This is a genomic window from Xanthomonas sp. BRIP62415 (genome assembly GCF_003993515.1).
Taxonomy (GTDB): domain Bacteria; phylum Pseudomonadota; class Gammaproteobacteria; order Xanthomonadales; family Xanthomonadaceae; genus Xanthomonas; species Xanthomonas euroxanthea.
In genome coordinates, this window is record NZ_QEZH01000013.1 from 97,478 (window position 1) to 118,516 (window position 21,039).

A 21,039-nucleotide genomic window follows, 5' to 3' on the forward strand; every position below is an offset into this window, starting at 1 on the left:
TCAGTTCCCCTTAGAACCAGGTACGAAGGCCGATGACCAAGCGCGTGTCTTCAAAAGACTCGCCATGCTCGCGTCGCATGTCTGCGGTATTGCCAAACGCACGCTCGTACACCACGCCGATGTAGGGAGCGAACTTTCGGGTGAACTCATAACGAAGTCGCAGGCCCGCCTCAGCGGTACTCAGACCCGAACCTATTCCGCGCAATGGATCGTTCTTGCCATACGCCGTGACCTCCACCAGCGGCTGCAGGATCAGCCGATTGGTCAGCAGCAGTTCGTACTCGGCCTCGACATTGGCAGCAGTCTGGCCGCCTTCGCCGAGATAGGCTGTGGCGGATACTTCGAACTTCATCGGTGCCAAGCCCTGTACGCCGATAGCGGCGAAGTTCTGCGAAGCCCCCGGCTTGAAGTCATGGCGCACACCGGCCACCACATCCCACCACGTGGAGATACTGCGGCCGTAGAGCACTTCCAGATCAGCCGACTCGGTCTGACCATCTGTGCGTTCGCCTTCACTGCGGAACCAGACGCGATTGAGGTCCGTACCGATCCAACCCTGACCCTCCCAACCCAGCCCGGTGCCCGGATCGGCATCCCAGGCTTCCAGGCGATTGAGCAGTACGTAGCTCTTGATCGAATTGTCATGCACCGGATGCGCGTGTGCGGGCGCGATGGCCGCCTGACGATCAGCCTCGGTCACCGCAGGAATCGGGGTGCGCGGCTGCGTTGGTGCGACAGGCCCATGTCCCATCTGACTGTGGTCCATGCCCTCCATCGATTGCATGCCAGCTTCTGGCGTAGCGGATGCGGGCGAACCGTGGCCCATCTGCGAATGGTCCATCCCCTGCATCGCAGGCGTGGACGTGCTGGAGGCGTCGGACGCAGCGGGCTGTGCCATCTGACTGTGATCCATGCCCTGCATCGGCTGCGTCTGCGCTTTGGGCGCTGCAGGTGTACTCGCGGGCGAGCTGTGCCCCATCTGCGAGTGGTCCATGCCCTGCATGGCAGGCTCGGCTGCTTGAGCCGGCGGCGCGGCATGGCCCATCGCCGCATGATCGATAGTCGCTTCGCTGGTCTTGGCCGGTGTTGTAGGTTTGGGGGCTGGCGCAGGCTTTGATGTCGGCGCCTGATGTGCAGAGTGATCCTGAGCCTGGGTCTGCGCGCCCTGCTCCATCGGCATGGAGCCGTGCTGCATGGATTGGGCGCTGGCCGCATTGGCCAGGGCCAGCGAGATAGCCAGGGTCAGCGCAGTCAGGGTGGTATTGCGTTTATTGATGTTCATTCGTCGACCCTCACCGTGCGCATCATTCCGGCTTCCATGTGATAGAGCAGGTGGCAATGGAACGCCCAGCTGCCCAACGCATCGGCACGCACGCGATACGTACGTCGGCTGCCTGGCGGCATGTCCACCGTGTGCTTGCGCACCATGAAGTTGCCGCTATCGTCTTCCACATCGCTCCACATGCCGTGCAAATGGATCGGGTGGGTCATCATCGTGTCGTTGACCAATACGATGCGCATGCGCTCGCCGTAGTTCAGCCGTAGCGGCTCGACATCGGAAAACTTCTGACCATTGAAACCCCAGGAGAATTTCTCCATGTGTCCGGTCAGATGCAGCTCGATCTCGCGACCGGGGTCGCGTCCGTCAGGGTCTTCAAAGGTGCTCTTGAGCATGGAATACGTCAGTACATGACGGCCGTTATCGCGCAGGCCATTGCCCGGATCGTCCAAGCGCGAAGTCACGCTCATGGCTTGGTTGTCCAACAGCGGATTGTTGGTCTCGCTGGCAGGGTGTGATTGCATGCCCCCATGCTGCATGCCGGCCATGGCACCATCGCCGGCGGCGGGCATCGCGTGACCCGCATGGGCCGAGGCCTCATTGCCGCTGGCAGGTGGGGTCATGCCGGGCATGCCCATGGCTGCACCACAGCCGCCTTCCATGCCCTTGCTGCCGCCAGACATATCCATCGATCCATGATCCATGCCCATGTCTGCCATCGTCAGCAGCGGCCGGGGATCCACAGACGGAAGAGGCGCGCGTAGTCCTTCGCGCACGGCGAGCGTGCCGCTGACGTAGCCGGTGCGACCGGAGTCCTGGGCAAAGATGGTGAATGCGTCCTGCCCGGAGGGCTCCACGATCACATCGAAGGTTTCTGCTACTGCAATGCGGAACTCGTCGACCGAAACCGGATGGACGTACAAGCCATCCGCCGCGACCACGGTCATCTTCAACCCCGGAATACGCACATCGAAGTACGTCATGGCAGAGCCATTGATGAAACGCAGACGCACCTTCTCGCCACTGCGGAACAACCCGGTCCAGTTGCCCAGAGAGGTCGTGCCGTTCATCAGGTAGGTGTAGGTGTTGGCGTTGACGTCGGACAGATCCGTGGGCGTCATTCGCATCACGCCCCACATCTTGCGATCTTCCAACGTGGCCGACAGACCATTGCGCTTCACATCGCGCGCGAAATCGCCGACCGTGCGCTTGTAGTAGTTGTCATGGCCCGGCATCTTCTTCAAACGATCGAACAGGGCCGTCGGGTCCAGGTCTGTCCAATCGCTCAGCATCACGACGTAGTCGCGATCGAAGCTGAAAGGCTCTGGCTCCAGTGGATCGATCACGATCGGTCCATAAAGCCCAGCTTGTTCCTGGAAACCTGAGTGGCTGTGGTACCAGTAGGTTCCGCCCTGATGCAGGGTGAACCTATAGTGGTAGGTCTCACCACGTCCGATGCCGTCAAAGCTCAGGCCCGGCACGCCGTCCATGTTGGCCGGCAGAATGATGCCGTGCCAATGGATGGAAGTATCCGTGCCATGGAGGGAGTTAGCGGGCAATGCATTGGAGACACGCAGGTTGACCGTGGTGCCTTCCCGCCAACGCAGCAACGGCGCCGGAACGGACCCGTTGACCGTGATCGCGGTGCGGGTCTTGCCGGTGAAGTTCATCGGCGTCTCGCCAATGGTCAGGTCAAACTCGGTGCCCGATAGTACGTTGGGTTGTCCCGGGCCCTTGAGCGCCCAACTGGCTTTGGGCCAGAAACCTAATCCTGCGACTGCGCCTCCCAAGGCCAAGCCCTGGACAAATCGCCGCCGCGAAGGCAGCAGCGGTCCACCGTGTGGACCACGAAAATCATCATGCGACATGAAAATGCTCCAAGCGTCGTGTTGCCACCGGCGGGCGGTGGTACAGAGCGGGCGGCTGGCCTAAACAGGCATGCAAGCCACACCAACGGCGCCATTGCGGCGCCTAGGGACGCTTAGCCGATCGGTGGTCGGATCAGATGAGGCAAGGCAGGTGCCGCATGCCCGAGGGGCAGCGGCATGACATCCAGGCCCAAGGCCAGTTGCACCGAAACATGCAGGCGCGCAGGAAGTGCGCTCGCGCACGCGTGTACGCAGGCGCACCGGCACTCAGAAGACTTGCAACAGTCGGGACCGGCATGGTCGCCATGCCCCGTGCCAGCCTTTTCAATCGATGTGGCATCGGGATGATGCTCAGCACTGTGATGGGCGACGCAGTCTTCATCGACTTGCACCGCGGCAGCCACTTCGCTGGCCTGCTCTTCCATGACCGGGTTCATACTGACCGAGGCAAACGCCGACCACGCGCCGTTAAGCACGAGCATGGCGATCAGGAACAGTCGCAGTAGAAGTGAGGAGGCTGACACGGGCGACATGGTAAATCACTTTAGACAAGGCGCGTGTGTATCGGTCGTGAACAAAATCTCAAGCAGGCCTGAGATGCCGCGACTTCTCAGTCGCACTAGCCACGGCCACTGCGACTCCCTCCAGGAGCGCCCAAAAGGCGGGTTGAGGCGAAGAATTGCCCTTGTGGTGAGCGCTTGTTCGGTTTACTTCTCGGGTGTGGCCTCGATCAGCTTCACCAACTCGCGCTTCTGCTGCTTGCTTAGCGAGCCCCAGCGCAGGAGCAGCTTGGCCAGCAGATCATCGTCGGTGTAGAGGAAGGCGGCGGGGATCCCCAACGCTTGAGCCAACCGCTCAGCAGTCTCCAGCTTGGGCTCGTGCTTGCCACGCTCGTACTGGTTGATTCGGGGGCTGGCCACGTGAGGATCCAGACCGGCCCGGATGCCCAACTCCTTCTGCGACAAACCCGTGTGCAGGCGGGCTTGTTTGAGGCGTCGAGCGAAGGTCGGTGTTGAGTCGACGGACAAAGTCACGCGCGCACCCCATGGAGACCCCATAAGGATGGCGGATGTACCCTGCCTTGCATACTAAGATATTCTTAGCCTTGAGGCAACCGGCGACACCGGTAGCGCCGCCACCGCCAGGAGCCACGCCGCTCCCTCATCCCCGGAAACCGCATGCCCGGAACCTCGTCAATGACGCCATCTGGGGTCGCCAGCATCGAGGAGTTGGGCCTTCGTGGCACCCTTTTCCTAGCCGCACTGTTAGCCGCGCAGCTACGACGCATACCGGTGGCGCCCACACGCCGCTCCACCTTGCTGGTGCTGGACGCGCTGCGAGACCTGGCCTTGATCCAAGTTCCCTGGCCAGCGGATCGATGGCAGATCCGCCCCGATGCCGAGGTCACGCCCATCGAAGATCTGCAATGGGCTTTCGCCTGGTCTACCCACGAGCGCAGGCACCTGCTCCCGGTGCTGGAAGACCAACTCGGCGATATGGCACACGATGTAGACCTGGCGGACGCGAAACTGGAGCTGTGGGATGAACTTGCACTCTGGGAGACCGAGCAGTTTCTGGAGCAGCAATTGCTCAAACATCACTTCGACCCAGGCTGGGCACGCGATGTGGGGTTCGTCTTTCAATCCGGGCCGCCGGGCTTGCCGATCGCGCGGTGGCGTTACTGTTGCTGGGCGGCGGTACGCCAAGGCGCGTCGGTGGCAATGCGTCTTGGCGTGCACGACAGCGCCCATGTGCGGGAAGCCATCTTTCAGGAGGTCCAGAAGCGCCTGCGCTACCTGATGACCAGTTCGCCCGAGCAAGGCATGTTCAAGCCCTATCATTTGGCACCGGAGTCCTCAGTAGCCAAACTGTTTGTAGAGTGGGTTGTCCCTATGGAATGGGCGTACTGGACAGGTGAGCGCCACCCCAGCCGCTAGCAGACAAACGAGCAGCCTCGTTAGTCGGCTCCTCCATCCTGCGTACGGCCGCGCCGAGTTTTCTTCACCGCATTTTGTGCCGGCGTCAGTTGATTCAGTAGGGGCTCTAGCGCTTCAAGACGTGCGTTGGCACGCAAGGCATCGGCTTCAGCGCTCTCGCGGCGCTCGCGCTCCCGCGCAAGCGCGTCTTGGACTTGAGCTAGCTCGCTGCGCATGGCATCCAAGGCCTTGGCGTCAGTCTTCCAACGCTCCTGCAGTGCCAAATGATCCGTCGCGGTCTGGCGCAACGCCACGACCTCGCTGTGTTGGCCTTCGTGGGCCTGTCGCAACTGGGCAAGCTCACGCTCAATCCGCCCGTGGCGCTCCAGCCATTGACCATTGTCGCGGTTCAGCACCAACAGCTCCTGATTCTTCGCGCCTAAGGCTTCATTGGCCTGACGTAAGGCTACTTGCAGCTCTTGGACCTGATGCTCGTGGCGGCGCAGCTCTTGCTCGCGCTGCTCTTTGGTGGAAGTGCGGTAGTGCTCCAGTGCTTCCCGGGCATGAGCATGCTTGTCCTCCAGAGAACGCGCATGCGCCTCGTGATCAGCCAGCCGCACCGTCATGCCGGCGATGCGCTCGTTCAACTGGGCGATTTCCGCGACCTTCTCACCCAGATTGTGCTGAAGCAGGGCGTGAGCGGCTTGCTCTTGCTGCAAGCTGGTCTCAGTGCGCTGCAGTTGGCTGCCCAGAGCAGCGGCTTCCTGCTGGGCGGTGGAAAGCGCTTGTTGCTGACGCTGAAGGTCGGCCCCATGGCGCTCTCGCTCCCTGGTGAGGATCGCCTCCGCTTCCTCTTGAAGTCGCGTAGCCAGGCGCGCGACCAAGTCCTGCAAGGCTTCACTCACGGCTGGGCACCGCACTCTTTGATGGTCCACCGACGCACTCTGAGTATCCATTTAACGCAGTCAAGGGGGTCTATAGTTCCGGGAACGCAGTAATGAGTGCCTGGTTTTCCCAGTCGCGCACTCTGGGGGGCGAACAATTGAAGGTGGCCCGGCGTTTGGCGTCCTTGCTTGCCGCTGCCTGTCACGGGTTTTGGGCTCTATGGCCCGCGCAGCTGCTGAGGCAGATCGCTTAACGTAAATGGCGGGCCTGATCGACCTTGCCCAGCGCATGCTTTCCGGTGGCGCCAACCCGGTTCCGAAATTCCCCGCGCTCCTGCTGGTGCTGTCGCCCCCTGCGCTTCCAGTCACACGTTCAACGTCGCCAGTTGCTGATCCAGGCGTTCGTTGCGGGCGAAGGCCCGTTGAGCTGACGATGCAGGCGATTGCCTACGAAGATACGTGCCGTCGCTCAAATCCGATGAGGACCTTTGGGGTAACTGCGGAACCAGTCCTGCTCGAACTGCGAGGTCAAGTAAGGCCGCACAAACGCCGACTGTGTGAGGTCCCGCAACCGCTCCTCATGTTGGGCGATGGCTTCCACATCACTGAGTGTCGGGTAGTGACGCAACAGCCGATAGGCTTCCTCGCGCACGGACTTGGGTACGGCTTGGCTGCCGGCGAGTTCCTTGAGAAATGCTCCGGCCTGCAGCAGGTTGCGAGTACGCTCGTCAGGCAGGGTCATGCGAATACTCACCAAAGCTAAGGAATTCTTAGCGTAGCGCTTAGCCCCGCCCGCGTGCCAGCGGCGAGGGCGCAGCCTACCGCTTGGCTACCCTGCGCGTGGCACGAGCAGCCTCTTTCTTGATGGCAGGCCGCGCCTTGGCTGGCCGTGGTTGTGCGAGCGCTTGGGCCCGTGCCTGGGCTGCGGCACTCTCACGCTCGGCGCTATGCTGGGCCCGTTCGGCCGCACGTCGGGCTTGATCGGCCTCGCGCAGTGCCGCGACATGTTCGCGGGCCTGCGTAGCCAGTTGGGCTTTTTGCGCCTTGGTTTCCTGACGCAGCCGATCAATCTCGGTGTAAGCCCGGTCCTCGACCTGGCGCAGGTGCGTCTGCAGGGTCTCGCGTTCGCCCGCAGCCGTGCTTCGTTCCTGCTCCAGACGGGATTGGGCGCTGTGCAACTGCGCTTCCAGGGCATCTCGGCGCCCGCTCAGTTCCTCCAGTTGCCGCTGCAGCGCGACCACCTGTACGGCGAGCTCGCCAGCTCGCTGCTCGCAGACGGCCAACGCCGCCTCAGCGATCTGAGCAGCAACTACCGCCTGCTGGCGTTGTGCCTCAATGGCGGCCATGCGCTCGCGCTCGGCGGTCACGCGGGTTTCGATCTCGGCCTGGGCATTGGCCAGAAAGGCGCGCTCCGGCGCCAGCGCAGCGTCTGCTTGTCCACGCCCGGCCGCTAACGCCAATTCCCACACTTTGGCCAAGGCCACGCCCACATCCTCCGGAACCTCCGGCAGCGCCAGCCGGTGCTCGAGCCGCTGGGAGAGCTGAGTCCACCACGCGTCCAGCAACGGCCCGATCGTATTCGGCGAACCGCGGCCCAGGTGCAGGCGCACGCGTTCGACGGTCGGCCGTTCGCCGGCGCCGAGCAACGCATCGGCCGCCTCAAACACTTCGTTTTCTTGGATTCCTCTGGCCATCTGGATGCCCTCCGACACGAACGCCCTACCCCATTGCCAACCCACGTCCGATAACAGATAGTTATCGGCGGTAGATGCCCTATTCCGTATTATAAAATACATGCGACATGTTAAATCTAACACACTCGTACCCGGCGTTCCCGCCCTCGCCACACTCGCTCCGGATCGTCTCGCCGCACAGGCCGCCGATGCCGTGCGCGAACTGCTGGCCGAAGCTGCTGCAGCCAATACCACCCGCAGCTATGCCACCGCCCTGCGCTACTGGGCGGCCTGGTTCCAGGGCCGCTTTGGCCAGCCGATCACGTTGCCGGTACCTGAGCCGGCGGTGGTCCAGTTCGTGGTCGACCACCTGACCCGGCGCGGAAAGACCGGGCTGACCTGGGAACTGCCGCCGACACTGGATGCGTACCTAGTCGCCGCCGGCCTCAAGCAGAAGCCCGGTGCATTCAAACTCACCACAGTCGTGCACCGCGTAGCCGTGCTCTCGGCCGCCCACCAAGCGCACAAAGCCGCTAACCCGTGTGAAGCGCCCGCCGTGCGCCAACTCCTCAAGCGCGGCCGTCGGGCGGCCGTCAAACGCGGCGAGCGACCGCACAAGAAGACCGCCATCACCCGCCCAGAGCTCGAGGCAATGTTGGCTACTTGCGACGACTCATTGGAGGGGCTTCGAGATAAGGCACTGCTGCTGTTTGGCTTTGCCAGTGGCGGGCGCCGGCGCAGTGAGATTGCGGCGGCTAACTGGCAGGACCTGCGCCGCGTCGGCGAGGACGCCTTCGTCTATCGGTTGGAGCACAGCAAGACTCAGCAGGCCGGCCCTAGCGCCACTGCCACACCCGACAAGCCAGTGCTGGGCCGCGCAGGGACCGCGCTAGCGGCATGGTTAAGCGCGGCTGAGATCACTGAAGGTCCCATCTTTCGCCGCTTGTGGGGCGAGCGCGTAGGCCCGGCCCTTTCGCCTAAGGCGGTAGCCGCGATCGTGCAGCGGCGGGCGTTGCAGGCTGGGTTGAACGGGGACTTTGGCGGCCATAGCCTGCGCTCGGGCTTCATCACCGAAGGCGGCCGCCAAGGTGTTGCCTTGCCTGCCCTCATGGCGCTGACCGAGCATCGTTCGGTGGCCCAGGCGATCGGCTATTTCCATGCTGGTGATGCATCGAATAATCCGGCCGCTCGTCTGTTAGATCCGTAGCGTGACACCCAGCCCGAACCGGTATTACGCAACCCCGGTGGCACGAAGGCAATCAAGACATCTACCCACGTTCCTTCAGCCGCTGCCGCGGGCCACCACGGTTCGAAGAAAGCAAAACCACTTGCCGCAAACATGCTTCCGCGCCGCGAGTAATCCATGGTCACGTCGCTTTCATAGGCGAAGGGCCTGCGTGACCGTGCCCTGCTCTGCTTCGGATTCGCGAGTGGCGGTCGTCGGCGCAGCGAGATCGCGGCTGCGGATATGCGCGACCTGCGCAAGGTCGGCGAGGTCGGCTACATCTATCGATTGGAGTATTCGAAGACTCAGTAGGCTGGGGTGAAAGCGGACTCGACGCCGGACAAGCCAATCCTAGGACGCAGCGCCGAGGCACTTGCGGCTTGGCTGGAAGTCGCGGGGAGCTACGAAGGGGCGATTTTTCGACGGATTTGGAAAGAGCGCGTCGGCCCTGCCCTGCCACCCGGCTCTGTGGCTGCTATCGTAAAGCGGCGGGCCCGCTTGGCGGGGTTAGAGGGGGACTTTGGGGCGCATAGCTTGCGGTCCGGGTTCGTCACCGAAGCAGGCAGGAAAGGCATTCCCTTGCCGGCAGTTATGGCGATGACCGAACATCGTGCGGTGGCTAGCGTGATTGGATATTTTCAAGCGGGCTCAGCAGAAGATAATCCCGCTGCACGACTTCTAAGATGAATGATAAAAAATGTCGGTTGCCGTGGCTAGGATAGACGTCGATGCTGGGTCAGCTGATGATTAGCGGTACCAATTGGTTTGGGATCTCTGCTAGATGTCCTGAGGAAATGGAATTTCTATTAGCGCCGGGGGTGGGTGCGTGACGCCTGAGACAATTTCGCGGCTATTAGCCTCGATGAATGCTGGTCGCCTTCTTGTGGTCTGCGGTGCGGGACTCTCGATGGCGCCCCCAAGCAGCCTGCCGTCGGCCCGCACGGTTGCTGAGCGATGCTTCGACAAATACCGTCTCGAATCTGATCCGAATTGCGACCTTGGTCTTCGGGACAATCTGGAGGCACTCGCCGAGCACTTTGCAGGCCTCAACACTCTGCAATCGGTCTTCATCGAACACCTTGTGCCCTGGCCTGCTTTTGTGCAGCCTTCGAATACAGGGCATGCGGCGATCGCGGATTTTCTCATCACCCGCGCCGCCGTTGCCGGCATATCGAGCAACTACGACACGCTGATCGAGCGACGCGCTTGGGACTACGGCGCGGACTTCCGCAGCTCGCTCGACGGAGACGAGGCCACGTCCCATTCCGTCCGCCAGGCACCCTTGTTGAAATTCCATGGCTGCTCCCAACGGGATCGGCAAGCCACAGTCTGGGCACCTTCACAGCTCAATAATCCGACCATCTCGGGGCGCATTGCGCGAAGTAAAGTCTGGATGGCTGCCAACCTTCGGCAGAAGGACCTGCTCGTCGTCGGCTTTTGGTCTGACTGGCAATACCTCAATGCCGTGATTGGCGAAGCGCTGATCGACGTGCAGCCGTTGTCCGTGACCGTCATCGACCTCTCGCCGACAAACGCGCTCGAGCAGAAGGCCCCGAAACTCTGGGAGATCGCGCACGCACAAAACGTGACGTTCGAACATGTGCAAGAGTCAGGAGCTGCGGCGCTTGACGAGCTTCGTCGAGCTTTCTCATCGAGCTACCTCCGTCAGGTCCTGGACGCCGGACGAGCCGCCTTCGAGCAAGCTACCGGAGCCCAGTGTGACCCGGCTTGGCTAGACGTTGGAAATTTCGACAGCGAAGCCCTCTATGGTCTGAGGCGGGATGCCGAAGGCGTCTCGGCGGCAGAGCCGGCGAAGCTCTTGCGTCCGGTAAATCCAGAAACCCTTGGCTTCTTCCACTTGCTGCTCCGTCAGGCCGGCGCCGTTCAACGCGCCGATGGTTATGATCTGAACGGGCGGAGCATCCGGGTCCTCAACGGGGCGCAATGCATCCTCGGGACGCTACGTGGGAAGTTCGTCGAGCCGCCTGCCGCTGTGCAGTCCGACATTGTTGTCGCGGTAGGTGCGACCGACTTGGGCGTGCCGGACAATGTCGTGCGCAGCGGACGCACCGGTAACGTCATTCGTCCAGACCCAGCGGGCGAATGGTATGACCTTCCTGGGGCAATAGCTGCGTTGGGCATCTGATGGACATCTTCACCCAAGCCGAAATCCTCCTTCGTGACGCACAGTATGAGACCTGGACGTGGACTGGCTCGACCCGCCCGGTGGCCTGTTTCGAAAGCGCGGCGCTGATGGGATTCGTCCACGTCTTCGATAGTGCAGATGCTCTCCTCGGCACGTGGGAGGAGAACCAGAAAATCACACTCGCTCGGCATGCCGCTTCGTTGCGCGGAGCCGGAGCGAAAGCATGGAACGTCTATTCGGTCTTTCTGACACCGGATCAGGATGCGCGCCGAATGCGCGAGATCGAGCGCATCGAAGAAGATTTCTCTTTGACTCGGAAAATCGCGAGGGCCTCCATCAATACACCTGGTGACGTTGAGAAGGCGCTGCTACCGCTGCTGTCGATACGCTCCAAGCCGCTACTCGGCGCCTCCAACTTCGAAACGAGGCTGCGGACCAGGCTGAAGGACATCCCTCCGGATGCCGTGACCGCTTTCCTAAGCGAAACCACGCCAGCAGAGATCGCTCGCATCTTGGGGGCGACGTCATGAGGCTCGATTTCGTAGAAGTATGCGGCTTTCGTGGCTTCAGGGATCTCGTCCGGATCAGTTTCGGACGGGGCTTCACTGTCATCACCGGTCGCAACGGCGTGGGCAAAAGCACGCTGTGCGATGCGGTCGAGTTCGCGATCACTGGATCCATCGACAAGTACGTCGTCGAAAAGGCCGCGAAGGAGAGCCTCAGCGATTACCTTTGGTGGCGCGGCGAAGGTGTTCCAAAAGCCCACTACGTGACAGCCTCCTTCATTGACGACAGCGGCTACCCGTTCACCATCACGCGAACGCGAGAACGCGGCTCCGATCGTTCACCGGAGGAAATCCAGTCCGCGCTTTGCCGCGGACCTGCGCCAGACGACGCACTTCGGCAGCTCACCCGGACGTCGATCATCCGCGACGAATGGATCGCCGCGCTCAGCCTGGATCTCACCGAAACGGAGCGATTTGATCTTGTGCGCTCGGCGCTCGGTCCATTGGAAGGGTCGGAAGCCGGTAGTAGAGCCAAGGAAGTCGTGACTGCCGCCGAAGCCGCGCACACTAAAGACGAGGCCACCTATGAGGCTGCCCGCTCGCGACTGGCCGACAGACTGACGCAGCAGTCCGAGACACAAGCCGCGCTCAGCAGATCAGGGGACGTGTCCGGCGCGCTCCAGGTGATCGCTGCCGCGGCGCCGGAGGCGCCCATCGAGCTGACGGCACGTCTGGCTGCAGGTCGAACCGCGCTCGCAAACGGACGAGCCAAATTGGGCCGGATGGGCGAAGCGCTTCAACTCGGTCGAGAGGTCGCGGCGGCGCAGGCCCTCTACAACGCTCCCGAGTCCGCGGCGAGACGCAAGGCCGCATTGGCAGCGCATGAAGCAGCGCAGCGCGAGCACGAGGCTGCACGGCAAGTCCTTTCTGAAGCCGAACAACGTCTCTCGCGGGAAGAAGAGATGGACGTGATGGCGGCGTCGCTGAGCTTCCTCATCGAACACGGCGAGCGCCTCGGGCTGCACGACGATCATTGCCCGCTTTGCGCAGCCCATCGAACATCGGACGAGTTCGCCGCCGGCCTGGCTGCGGCGCGGCGACGGATCACATCAATGGCGTCGGGCGTTCAGGCCGCTCGCGATGCTCTCGCCTCCGCAAAACAGAACGCGCTGCGACCCAGCCTCACGTTGCAGACAGCTACGGTCGCGATCCAAGCGGATGCGGACGAGGTGCGGCGCCTGCGCGACTCGGAAGCGGCGCATGTGGATTTCTGCGATCAGTGGGGGCTCGATCACCGCTTCATCAAGGATCCTGACGGGCTGGAGCAGGCCATTTCTTCAGAACGCGACCGGTTGATCGACCTCGAGCGCGCGCTACTCGTGCTGGAGGCCTCGCAAGCTCTGTCGCGAATGTCGTCGATCGAGAGCAACATCTCGGCGCTGCGCGCTGAAATCGATAAGCTGGCGCATTCGGTTGGCCAGTCGCAAAATGCCGTCACAGCAGCCCGCGAGATCGAACGCTCTGTGAGACGTGTCAGCGCGGAAATCATAGATGAGCGCCTTGCTGAGATCAGCCCTCTGCTCAACGAGCTCTATCAGCGCCTGCGACCGCACGCCGACTGGCGGACAATCGACTACAGCATCCGTGGTGACGTCCGACGCTTCCTAAGCCTCAAGGTGGGCGATGGGCTGAATCCGCAATTCGTCTTCAGCAGTGGTCAACGTCGCGCTGCCGGTCTCGCTTTCCTTCTCTCGGTCCATCTTGCGCGGGCATGGACACCGCTCAGGTCCCTTCTGCTCGACGACCCCGTTCAGCACATCGACGATTTCAGGGCCCTTCACCTGGTCGAAGTGCTCGCTGCTCTGCGCTTGGATGGGCGCCAGATAATCTGCGCCGTCGAAGACCCCGCGCTGGCCGATCTGCTGTGCCGGCGCTTGGTGAGCACTTCTACGGAGGGAGGCCGGCGTCTCGACATCGACCTTGGACTGCTCGGCGCCACAAGCGTTGTCATCGACCAGGAAATCAATCCGATGCCGGTCGGAGTTTTGCGTGGTGTCGCCACCGCATGACGGCCGATAGCGGGCAAATCGAGCTTCCGGCAACGCGCAAACGTCGAGCGCACGGCCCCTGGAGCGATCTGGCGCTCCACACCATTGGCTGGCGCGCGTTTCAGGATCTTTGTTCGCAGGTGTGCGAAGTCGTACTCGGCCGACCCGTAGAGATCTTCCGTGAAGCGCATGACGGCGGCCAGGACGCGGTCTTCCTCATCGCCTCGGGAACGAACGCACCGCCCATAGGCACGGTCCAGTGCAAGCATACGTCCGATGCCATGAGGGCCTTGAAGCTCAGCGATATCACCCCCGAGCTTGAAAATGTCGATGAACTCGTCAAAGCCGGTCAGGCGGACACCTATGCCTTCATGACGAACATGAGCATAGATGCACCTGTGGCGGCTGCGATTCGCGCCAGGCTCCGAGCGCTCGGCGTGCGTAAGCCTCACATTCTTGGTCGCCAGTATATCGTCCGAGTCATCAGAGCTAGCGCGCGGCTGCGTGCCCTCGTCCCGCAGGTTTACGGCTTGGGGGATCTCACCTCGATCGTGGACGAGCGGCTAAGCGAGCAAAGCCGGGCGCTGCTTGACAGTTGGATTCCAAAGCTCCGCACCTATGTGCCCACAAAGGCCCATCGCGACGCCGTCAACGCCATTTCCAACCACGGCGTAGTGCTCCTGTTGGGCAATCCCTCAAGCGGCAAATCAGCGATCGGCGCGATCGTCTCGACGATCGCTTCGGAAAACCCGGATAACACCGTTCTCGCTCTGACCAGTCCCCGCGATTTCGAGGCTGGATGGAATCCGAACGATCCGGGCCGCTTCTTCTGGATCGACGACGCGTTCGGCTCGAATGTGCTACGCGACGACTATGCGCAGGACTGGGCGTCGGCCTTCTCGAAGCTTCGAGCCGCAATCAAGCACGGCAACCGCTTCCTCCTGACCTCCCGCAAGCATATCTATGAAGCGGCACGGCGGCGGCTGGGACAGCGCAACCTGGCCCAATTCGCTGATGGCAGCGCCGTTGTCGATCTCGGCGAACTGACATTCGAAGAAAAAGCCCAGATCCTCTATAACCATGTGAACTTCGGTGAGCAGAGCCAGAGTTGGCGATCAAGCATCAAGCCACACCTAACCGCGGTCGCCGCCGTTCGCGACTTTCTTCCTGGGATTGCCGAACGTCTTGGTGACCCGAACTTCACCAAGGGGCTCGCGCCTCGTGAAAGCTCCCTAGTTCGCTTCATGGAAGAGCCGACAGAGCATTTGATCGATACGGTCAATGCCCTGGATGATCAGCTTCAAGCCGCGCTCATCTTGGTTTACGTCCATCAAGCCGGCTTCGATCCTAGCGACCACGATGTGTGGGCTGCCCAGGCGGTCGCGGAGCTGACGTCGTACAGCCTCACCAAGATCCAGGATTGTTTCGCTGAATTGAAAGGCTCGTTCTTGAAGCTCTCCGGATCAAAGTGGACCTTCGCCCATCCGACGATATCCGACGCGCTGACGGAGATCCTGCGCCAGAAGCCGCATATGATGGCAGCGCTCATACGGGGCGCGACGATCGACACCATTCTCAACAGTTTCACGTGTGAGGGCTCGCCTCTCATTAGAGACGCGCTTGTCATTCCGACGACGCTCGACGACGCACTGGTCGCCCGGCTTGGCCACACCCCCGATGAACGGCACCGGAACTGGATGCTATTCCACTTCTTGTCCTATCGGGCGAGCGGACCCGTGTTCACAAAATTGGTGCAGCAGCTTCCAAATTTACTTAGACGGTCCTGCTGGCAAACCGACCTCGCCGGCAACAATCCCCAGATCGCCGCGTACGCCCGAGCCCATCACCTCGGTGTGTTATCGGAAGATCTGCGCTCGGAGGCCGCCGACACATTGGAATCGGCCGTGCTCACAAACCTGGATTCATCCATCTTCGACGAACCAGAGATGCTGGCGCTCATACCGCCGCTGAGACTGGTCGGCATGGGATTGGCACTGCGAACAACCGTGCTGCCCTCGATCGAAGAGCGGATCGACGAGATCGTCGCCGACGCTGACTTGGACGAGGAGCCTGACAACCATTTCAAAAAGCTTCTTGGTGTACTCGATCGCATTGAGACGATCGGCGTTGACGCGGACGCCACAGCGCTGATCGACGACGCGCGTGATCAGGTGAAGCGGTCAATCAAGGGACTGGAGGAGCGCAAGCGCGAACGGGAGGAAGGCTCAGAAGACGAAGCGGATTGGACGCACATCGTGACGCAAAAAAAGGAGGAAGCTTCGGCTCTCACTCCGGTCCCCACGAAGCGCTCGGTGTTCGACGATGTCGACAAATAGTCATGAAGACGCGCAGCGGCTGAGCTCCAGCCAGTCGGGCCCGCCCTTGACAGATAGCGCGGATGCGAAGCGTCCCCTACGAGGCGCCGCAGCTGCTCAAGCGGGTTTCGACTATCAGCTCGACGTCTCAATCCTCGCGGCCCTGCAACTTCTCCTCATTTCTAAGTCGGCTACGCGCCTTGTGCTCGAGCCCGCGAACGAAGAAGATTTGGAAGCGGATCTTGAGCCCCACAAGCCGGGACGCCTGCAACCAAGTGCAACCGTCGCAGGCGGGTACAAGCTTGTCGTCCAAGTCAAAATGGACAACGGCGAGCCGTGGTCGATCGAGGATTTCGAAGCCCTGCTCAAGCACGGCTCTGAAAAAAAAGGTGGGCGCCGAAACGCCCTTCATCATCTCGACGAACCGAATACTCGTTATCTGCTCGTCACTAATGCCGACGCAAAAGGCGTCGCACGTGGACTGCTGGTCGAAGGCTTCGAAGAGGTCTCGGACAAGGCAAGCTTTCCGCCGAGCCTGCACACGACATTGAAAACGTCGCCCGAAGGCCGTGTCGCGATCTGGGGGAAGCTTACCGAGAAACATCTCGCATCCGATATCCGAGCGCTAATGTCGGACCTGTTGCACGTTCCCAAGGTCGAGCAACTAAATCTCCTCCAAAAACTCCGTCTCGAAGCCAGGCGGCGGACCCGAGGCAGCACGCCCGGTCTGTGGACGAGCGATGACCTTCTGGCAATGGTGCGGGCGCACGGCGGATTCCTGGCCAGCTCCGCCAGCCTCGAGCATTTCGTGCCCCCGGCGAACTTTGACGAGATGCTCAAGGTCATGAACGACAAGAACGCAGTCGTCATTCGGGGACCTTCGGGCACAGGCAAGACGCAGGCAGCGCTCAAGCTGTGCGATATCGCGCGACGGCGTAATGCTGTGCTGGAGGTCGTCACCATTGGGGCGGACGATGCGCCGACGAGCGTGCGCAAGGTCGTCAATAACGGACCGACACTCTTCTACGTTGATGATCCATGGGGCCAATTCAGCCTACGCGGGGGCAGCGAGGCTTGGACCGAGCAATTGCCACGCCTCCTTGCCAAGGCTACGCCGGATCATCAGTTCATCGTCACCTCCCGCAGCGACATGATGCAGAGCGCCAAAGTCGGCGACAGCCTCAACGCATGGTCGGTCGAGTTGGATGCGGGCCAGTACCGGGACGGTCAACTCCGCGAAATTCATGACAACCGCATGGACCAGCTAACGGCCGCCCTGCAGACCAAAGCGTATGCGTTTCGCAGTGAGGTGCTCAAGAGGCTTAGCACGCCGCTTGAGATCGAGTTGTACTTTGCGCACATGCAAACCGGCCACGATGTCGGCGAGGAAAACCACATCTTCTTTCGCCGGTTGCTCGAGTTGGCGCAGCGCGATGCGGTGGAAGGCGTTGTCCTCAGAGCGCTATCGTCGATCGACACATGCGGCACTTCAGCTATTGTTTGGGCGCTGCTGGCGGCAAGAGGTCAGTTCGACCGCAGCCGACTCCACCCTCTTCAACGCGCGCTACGCGGGCTGGATCGTGCACTCGGCGACGGCTTGGATCGACTTACAGACCGCATGATCGCGGCCCGCCATTTGCGTCAGCCGGCCCGCACCATCGCCTTTGCTCATCCTAGCGTCCGACAAGGTTTTGAAGCCTTCGCCAAGGAGAACTGGGGACAGAGCGAGGCTGCGATCAAGGCTCTGATCGCAGCGCTCGCTCAGTTGCCGTCAGCGCATCGCGATTGGGGCTTGGAAACCGCCGCCCGAATTTTTGAAGTGACGCGCTCGTTTGCTCGCCGAGAGGACGTTGATCAGACCTTCGACATTGACTCCGGCAGCAAGGAAGCGATCGATGCTTGGCTGGACGAAAGCCTTATGGATCCGGCTTCCAAGTTCGCGCCCTTGCTGGAGTTGGCGTCGGAGGTGGGCAGCGATGAGTCCATACCGAGCCGCGTCGCGAGGTGGCTGTTGAAAGGCACGCAGCGGGGAGCTTCTTTCTTCGTTCGTGACTGGCAACCGACGATCTTTGACGATGCCTGGTACGACGCCGTCGCAGCGAGCCCGTTCGCGGCCAAAGTCGCAGAGCGATTTATTCGTGAGCAGCTTGGCTTCGACCGAGGGAATTACGGAGCGGGATTCGCAAAACGGCTCGATCGCTTCGCACCCAACTTGACCTCCGCCTATCACGACGCCGCGCGCCAGATGGTCGGCAACGGCTTCGAGCTCAACGCCGACGCCGTCGCGGCCGGCGCCGTGCGCGACCTAGATGGATTTGAGATCGTTTTGCAGGCCGCGCTGGACGACCTCGCGAGCATCCACCGCGAGTATCTTCAGAGCGGCCGGGAGGCGTGGCGTGCGATCGAGGATGGCGAACGGAATCATGCCGTCGAAGAGGCCACCCAATCTAGCCATGAAGGCGACGGTTACACATCCGGCGTCTTCATCGACGCCTATGTCCAGCAGCTTCGCGCAGAGGGTCGCTGGTTGGTCCTTGCCAACCATCGGCGCGTCGCTGATTTGGTTCCCGCTTGGTCGAAAGCGCTCGTGATGTCTTCCCACCTAGTGGATAGAGATGAGCTTTTGGCTATTGTCGCAGCAAGCAAGGATATGGATAACGAGCTAACTGTTTGGGCTGCGGTGCGGAAGCACTGGGTTGCAGAACTGGAGCCTGGGCTCATTGCGCATGTCGCATCTGTTCCCTCTTCGGTCGATTTGCGTAACGAGCTTGTGCTTACAGCGCTGGAAGTCGCGCCGAATGCGCTGATTACGGCGTTCCAAATGAATTGCACGCAACTTGATCGGCAAATCAAGCTGCTCACTTCCATGCAGAAATCTCGTCGGCGGCTGGGGGAAAGCAGTCACGCCAAGCTAAGCCCCGTCGTTGGCGCACTTCCAGATCAACTCAAGGAAGTATTCGATGCCTTTCCCACCAAGAAGCGGAAGGCCCGCGCGGTCAATGGTCTAGCGCTCATACTCCTGACAGGCTGCGTACCACAGCTCGATGCGGAGGCGCTTGATCTGGTTGTACCCGTCATCCTTGCAAGCAAAGGCGACGCATCGGATGCGATCGCTCAATGGCTGAAAATTGCCAGCTGCCAGAAGCATGCCGTGAGTGCGACCGAGGCTGCGATTGCAATTGGCAATATCACTCTCGTTCAAGCAGCGCTACGACATCAGCGCGCCGACGCGCGCCGTGCGGCGCTGCTTCATCTATCACAGGCATCCACCAATCCTTTGCCACCGGAAATCCTCGAAATGGCATCCGACCCCGGTAGCCGAGTACGCGGCGCATTAGCCGATCTACTCGCGAAACGGCCGCACCCGGATCACCTAAACACACTGCTCACTTTAATACATGACACTTGGTCGAGCGCCGCAGCATATTACGACGATCCCCCGAGCTTTGATATCGCGAGAGCCGCCGTTGTTGCCCTTGCCGATTACACCCCCCTATCCGATGCAATTGGCGATTCGCTTATCGATCTTGCGAATACTACGACAGACAGAGCGCTTAGCAAGTACGCCCTTATCGTCGCCGCGAATTGCGGCAGCTCTGAAATCCAACAGCAAATCTGGAGTCTCATCAACATTCCGGAAGCGCGCTGGATTCGGCTTGATGCCATTGATGCCCTGGCCGACGCTGATTCCTTAAGCTTGAGTGTCGTCGGATACCTAACTCCTGATTTTCTACTGCATTCGCCAGCTATCGTTGCGGCATCGGCGGCGCACCTCGTTGGGGCTCATGCTACGGCGAACGATGCTCTGAAAATCTTTGAACGGATCGCCAACTCGAATAAGCGACGCGCTCTGCTGCTCGTCGGGGCCAACGCAATGGCCGGGCGTGACCGCGTGACTGCTGACCGGATCCTTGATTTGCTGGAGCCCGGCCATCCTGGGCGTCAACTACTGGCGGCGACCGAACCTCTCTCTGGATCCATTCTGGATGATCTTTGCGAGGTTCGGCTGCGAGAGGCTGTCCGAACGCGACTTGGTGACCGCATTGCCTCTTGACGAGCTTCGGTACCAACTTCCCGAAGTGGTTTCGCTAGATATGCCGCTCCGTAATGCCATCCACTCTAGCTTCAGGGCAGATACCGCCGCCTACCCCTGATAAATCTCCCTAATCTCTACCCTGCTCCGCCCCAGAGTCACCTCCCCCTGAGCGGGGTGCGGATTCTTTTGAGTCTGCGCGCGATTTGCACTAGAGAATCAGGAAACGCCGTGCGTTGGCTCGAACTAGCTGCAAGGTCAGCTCGTAAAGATCAGGTGTCAACTGAATGGCCTTGAGCCGGTGGACAGCAGATTCCATGGAGAGCATGACTAGCAGATTTGGCCCTATCGGCATAAGAGCGTGCGTTCCTGGATCGTTGCCGATGGCCCAGCCGAAGTTGCCCGATGACAACTGCGCTGACTGCAATGGAAAGCAGGCTCGATCGCAGGTGATAGAGACGGGTTTTTGAGAAAAAATAGGTTGGAACTAGGCCTTGAAAGCGCTTGAGCAAGGTTGAATCAAAAGCTAATTTGGCCATGTCATGCGGTGTCTGCGACGCAAGCGCCGCTGCTTGAGCCGCATCCGACTGATCATGCTTAAGTTCATTCTGCAAAGCCTCGAGTGCAGCCGGCGTCCGGAAATAGGCTACTGCCGCGAGGCCCTTAATGGCAGTGTCGAGGCTTGCATCCGCACCTGCAGTAGCCAAATCGGCCGTGACTTGCGCAATGTTGGACCCACTAGCCGCAATCGCGTTCAAGGTCGCCGCATGCGGATCATAATTACTCTCGTAAGGCTGGAACATCTTCTCGATCGCGTTATCTGGGCGCGTGGCGTCGGCTTCGTAATAGAAGCGCTCGACACACACGTTTTCAGGCGATGATGAGAAATCCCTCTCCGACACTCGATCTTCGACGCGAACTTGGCCACGAGCGTCCGCCCAAGCCTTCAAGTAGGTGCGCGGTACATAGTGTTGCCGGACAGTACTGAGCATGGACGCGGCTCCTTAGAAGTCAGCTCATTGTGCGGCATCTTGCGAAAATCCCCAGCGCGGCTCATTTGGGTTTGAAGCGTCCCGGACGAAGGTCGAGCGTTGGCACCGGTCTTCGGTAGTACTTCACCGTCGGTGCAGAAGGTTTGCGAGCGCT

The 21,039-nt window shown here is 61.0% G+C and carries 14 protein-coding genes and 2 pseudogenes; 8 read left to right on the plus strand and 8 right to left on the minus strand.

What is annotated here, in order from left to right:
- Positions 1–10 precede the first annotated feature (10 nt).
- From EO141_RS03705 to EO141_RS03720, 4 genes are all read right to left on the minus strand, one after another.
- Entirely contained in the window at positions 11–1,282 is a 1,272-nt protein-coding gene (locus EO141_RS03705) for a copper resistance protein B (protein ID WP_065031433.1), read from the minus strand.
- The gene (locus tag EO141_RS03710) at positions 1,279–3,147 is read right to left on the minus strand and encodes a copper resistance system multicopper oxidase (protein WP_065031434.1); all 1,869 of its coding nucleotides are present in this window, start codon (positions 3,145–3,147) and stop codon (positions 1,279–1,281) included. The genes EO141_RS03705 and EO141_RS03710 overlap by 4 nt, the downstream gene beginning before the upstream one ends.
- Positions 3,148–3,260: 113 nt before the next feature.
- Complete coding sequence (gene copL / locus EO141_RS03715; protein ID WP_081280532.1) at positions 3,261–3,680, minus strand: transcriptional regulator CopL; 420 nt, start codon at positions 3,678–3,680, stop codon at positions 3,261–3,263.
- A gap of 174 nt (positions 3,681–3,854) precedes the next feature.
- Complete coding sequence (locus EO141_RS03720) at positions 3,855–4,205, minus strand: helix-turn-helix transcriptional regulator (RefSeq protein ID WP_005996633.1); 351 nt, start codon at positions 4,203–4,205, stop codon at positions 3,855–3,857.
- 120 nt (positions 4,206–4,325) lie between these two features.
- On the opposite strand from EO141_RS03720, the gene EO141_RS03725 reads away from it, so the two are divergent.
- Positions 4,326–5,084 (plus strand): hypothetical protein, encoded by a 759-nt coding sequence (locus EO141_RS03725; protein WP_231110607.1) that lies wholly within the window; start codon positions 4,326–4,328, stop codon positions 5,082–5,084.
- A gap of 20 nt (positions 5,085–5,104) precedes the next feature.
- On the opposite strand, the pseudogene EO141_RS03730 reads toward EO141_RS03725, so the two are convergent.
- The 3 genes and pseudogenes from EO141_RS03730 to EO141_RS03740 all read right to left on the minus strand — a co-directional run.
- Positions 5,105–5,971 (minus strand): annotated as a pseudogene (locus EO141_RS03730) (transposase); the annotation flags it as partial.
- Between the two features lie 445 nt (positions 5,972–6,416).
- The gene (locus EO141_RS03735) at positions 6,417–6,689 is read right to left on the minus strand and encodes a BPSL0761 family protein (RefSeq protein ID WP_065031337.1); all 273 of its coding nucleotides are present in this window, start codon (positions 6,687–6,689) and stop codon (positions 6,417–6,419) included.
- 76 nt (positions 6,690–6,765) lie between these two features.
- Positions 6,766–7,641 carry a DNA-binding protein gene (locus EO141_RS03740; RefSeq protein ID WP_164737143.1) on the minus strand — a complete coding sequence of 292 codons (876 nt, stop codon included), beginning with the start codon at positions 7,639–7,641 and terminating at the stop codon, positions 6,766–6,768.
- 100 nt (positions 7,642–7,741) lie between these two features.
- Between EO141_RS03740 and EO141_RS03745 the strand changes: the two genes are divergently transcribed.
- The 7 genes and pseudogenes from EO141_RS03745 to EO141_RS03775 all read left to right on the plus strand — a co-directional run bounded on the left by EO141_RS03745 (position 7,742) and on the right by EO141_RS03775 (position 19,914).
- On the plus strand, positions 7,742–8,827 hold the full coding sequence (locus EO141_RS03745; protein WP_065031339.1) for a site-specific integrase: 1,086 nt from the start codon (positions 7,742–7,744) through the stop codon (positions 8,825–8,827).
- 180 nt (positions 8,828–9,007) lie between these two features.
- Positions 9,008–9,532, plus strand: a pseudogene (locus tag EO141_RS03750) (site-specific integrase); the annotation flags it as partial.
- Positions 9,533–9,707: 175 nt separating this feature from the next.
- Positions 9,708–10,991 carry an SIR2 family protein gene (locus EO141_RS03755; protein WP_206514016.1) on the plus strand — a complete coding sequence of 428 codons (1,284 nt, stop codon included), beginning with the start codon at positions 9,708–9,710 and terminating at the stop codon, positions 10,989–10,991.
- A complete protein-coding gene (locus tag EO141_RS03760) occupies positions 10,991–11,521 on the plus strand; it encodes a hypothetical protein (RefSeq protein ID WP_065031341.1) in 531 nt (176 codons plus the stop codon). Before EO141_RS03755 ends, EO141_RS03760 begins: the two co-directional genes overlap by 1 nt.
- Positions 11,518–13,566, plus strand: a complete 2,049-nt coding sequence (locus EO141_RS03765; RefSeq protein WP_065031342.1) for an AAA family ATPase — start codon at positions 11,518–11,520, stop codon at positions 13,564–13,566. The genes EO141_RS03760 and EO141_RS03765 overlap by 4 nt, the downstream gene beginning before the upstream one ends.
- Positions 13,563–15,881 (plus strand): hypothetical protein, encoded by a 2,319-nt coding sequence (locus tag EO141_RS03770; protein ID WP_065031343.1) that lies wholly within the window; start codon positions 13,563–13,565, stop codon positions 15,879–15,881. Before EO141_RS03765 ends, EO141_RS03770 begins: the two co-directional genes overlap by 4 nt.
- On the plus strand, positions 15,868–19,914 hold the full coding sequence (locus EO141_RS03775; protein WP_196768837.1) for a hypothetical protein: 4,047 nt from the start codon (positions 15,868–15,870) through the stop codon (positions 19,912–19,914). The genes EO141_RS03770 and EO141_RS03775 overlap by 14 nt, the downstream gene beginning before the upstream one ends.
- Positions 19,915–20,165: 251 nt before the next feature.
- Here EO141_RS03775 and EO141_RS03780 read toward each other — a convergent pair whose 3' ends face one another.
- Positions 20,166–20,885 (minus strand): DUF4238 domain-containing protein, encoded by a 720-nt coding sequence (locus EO141_RS03780; RefSeq protein ID WP_081280518.1) that lies wholly within the window; start codon positions 20,883–20,885, stop codon positions 20,166–20,168.
- Positions 20,886–21,039: the final 154 nt, after the last annotated feature.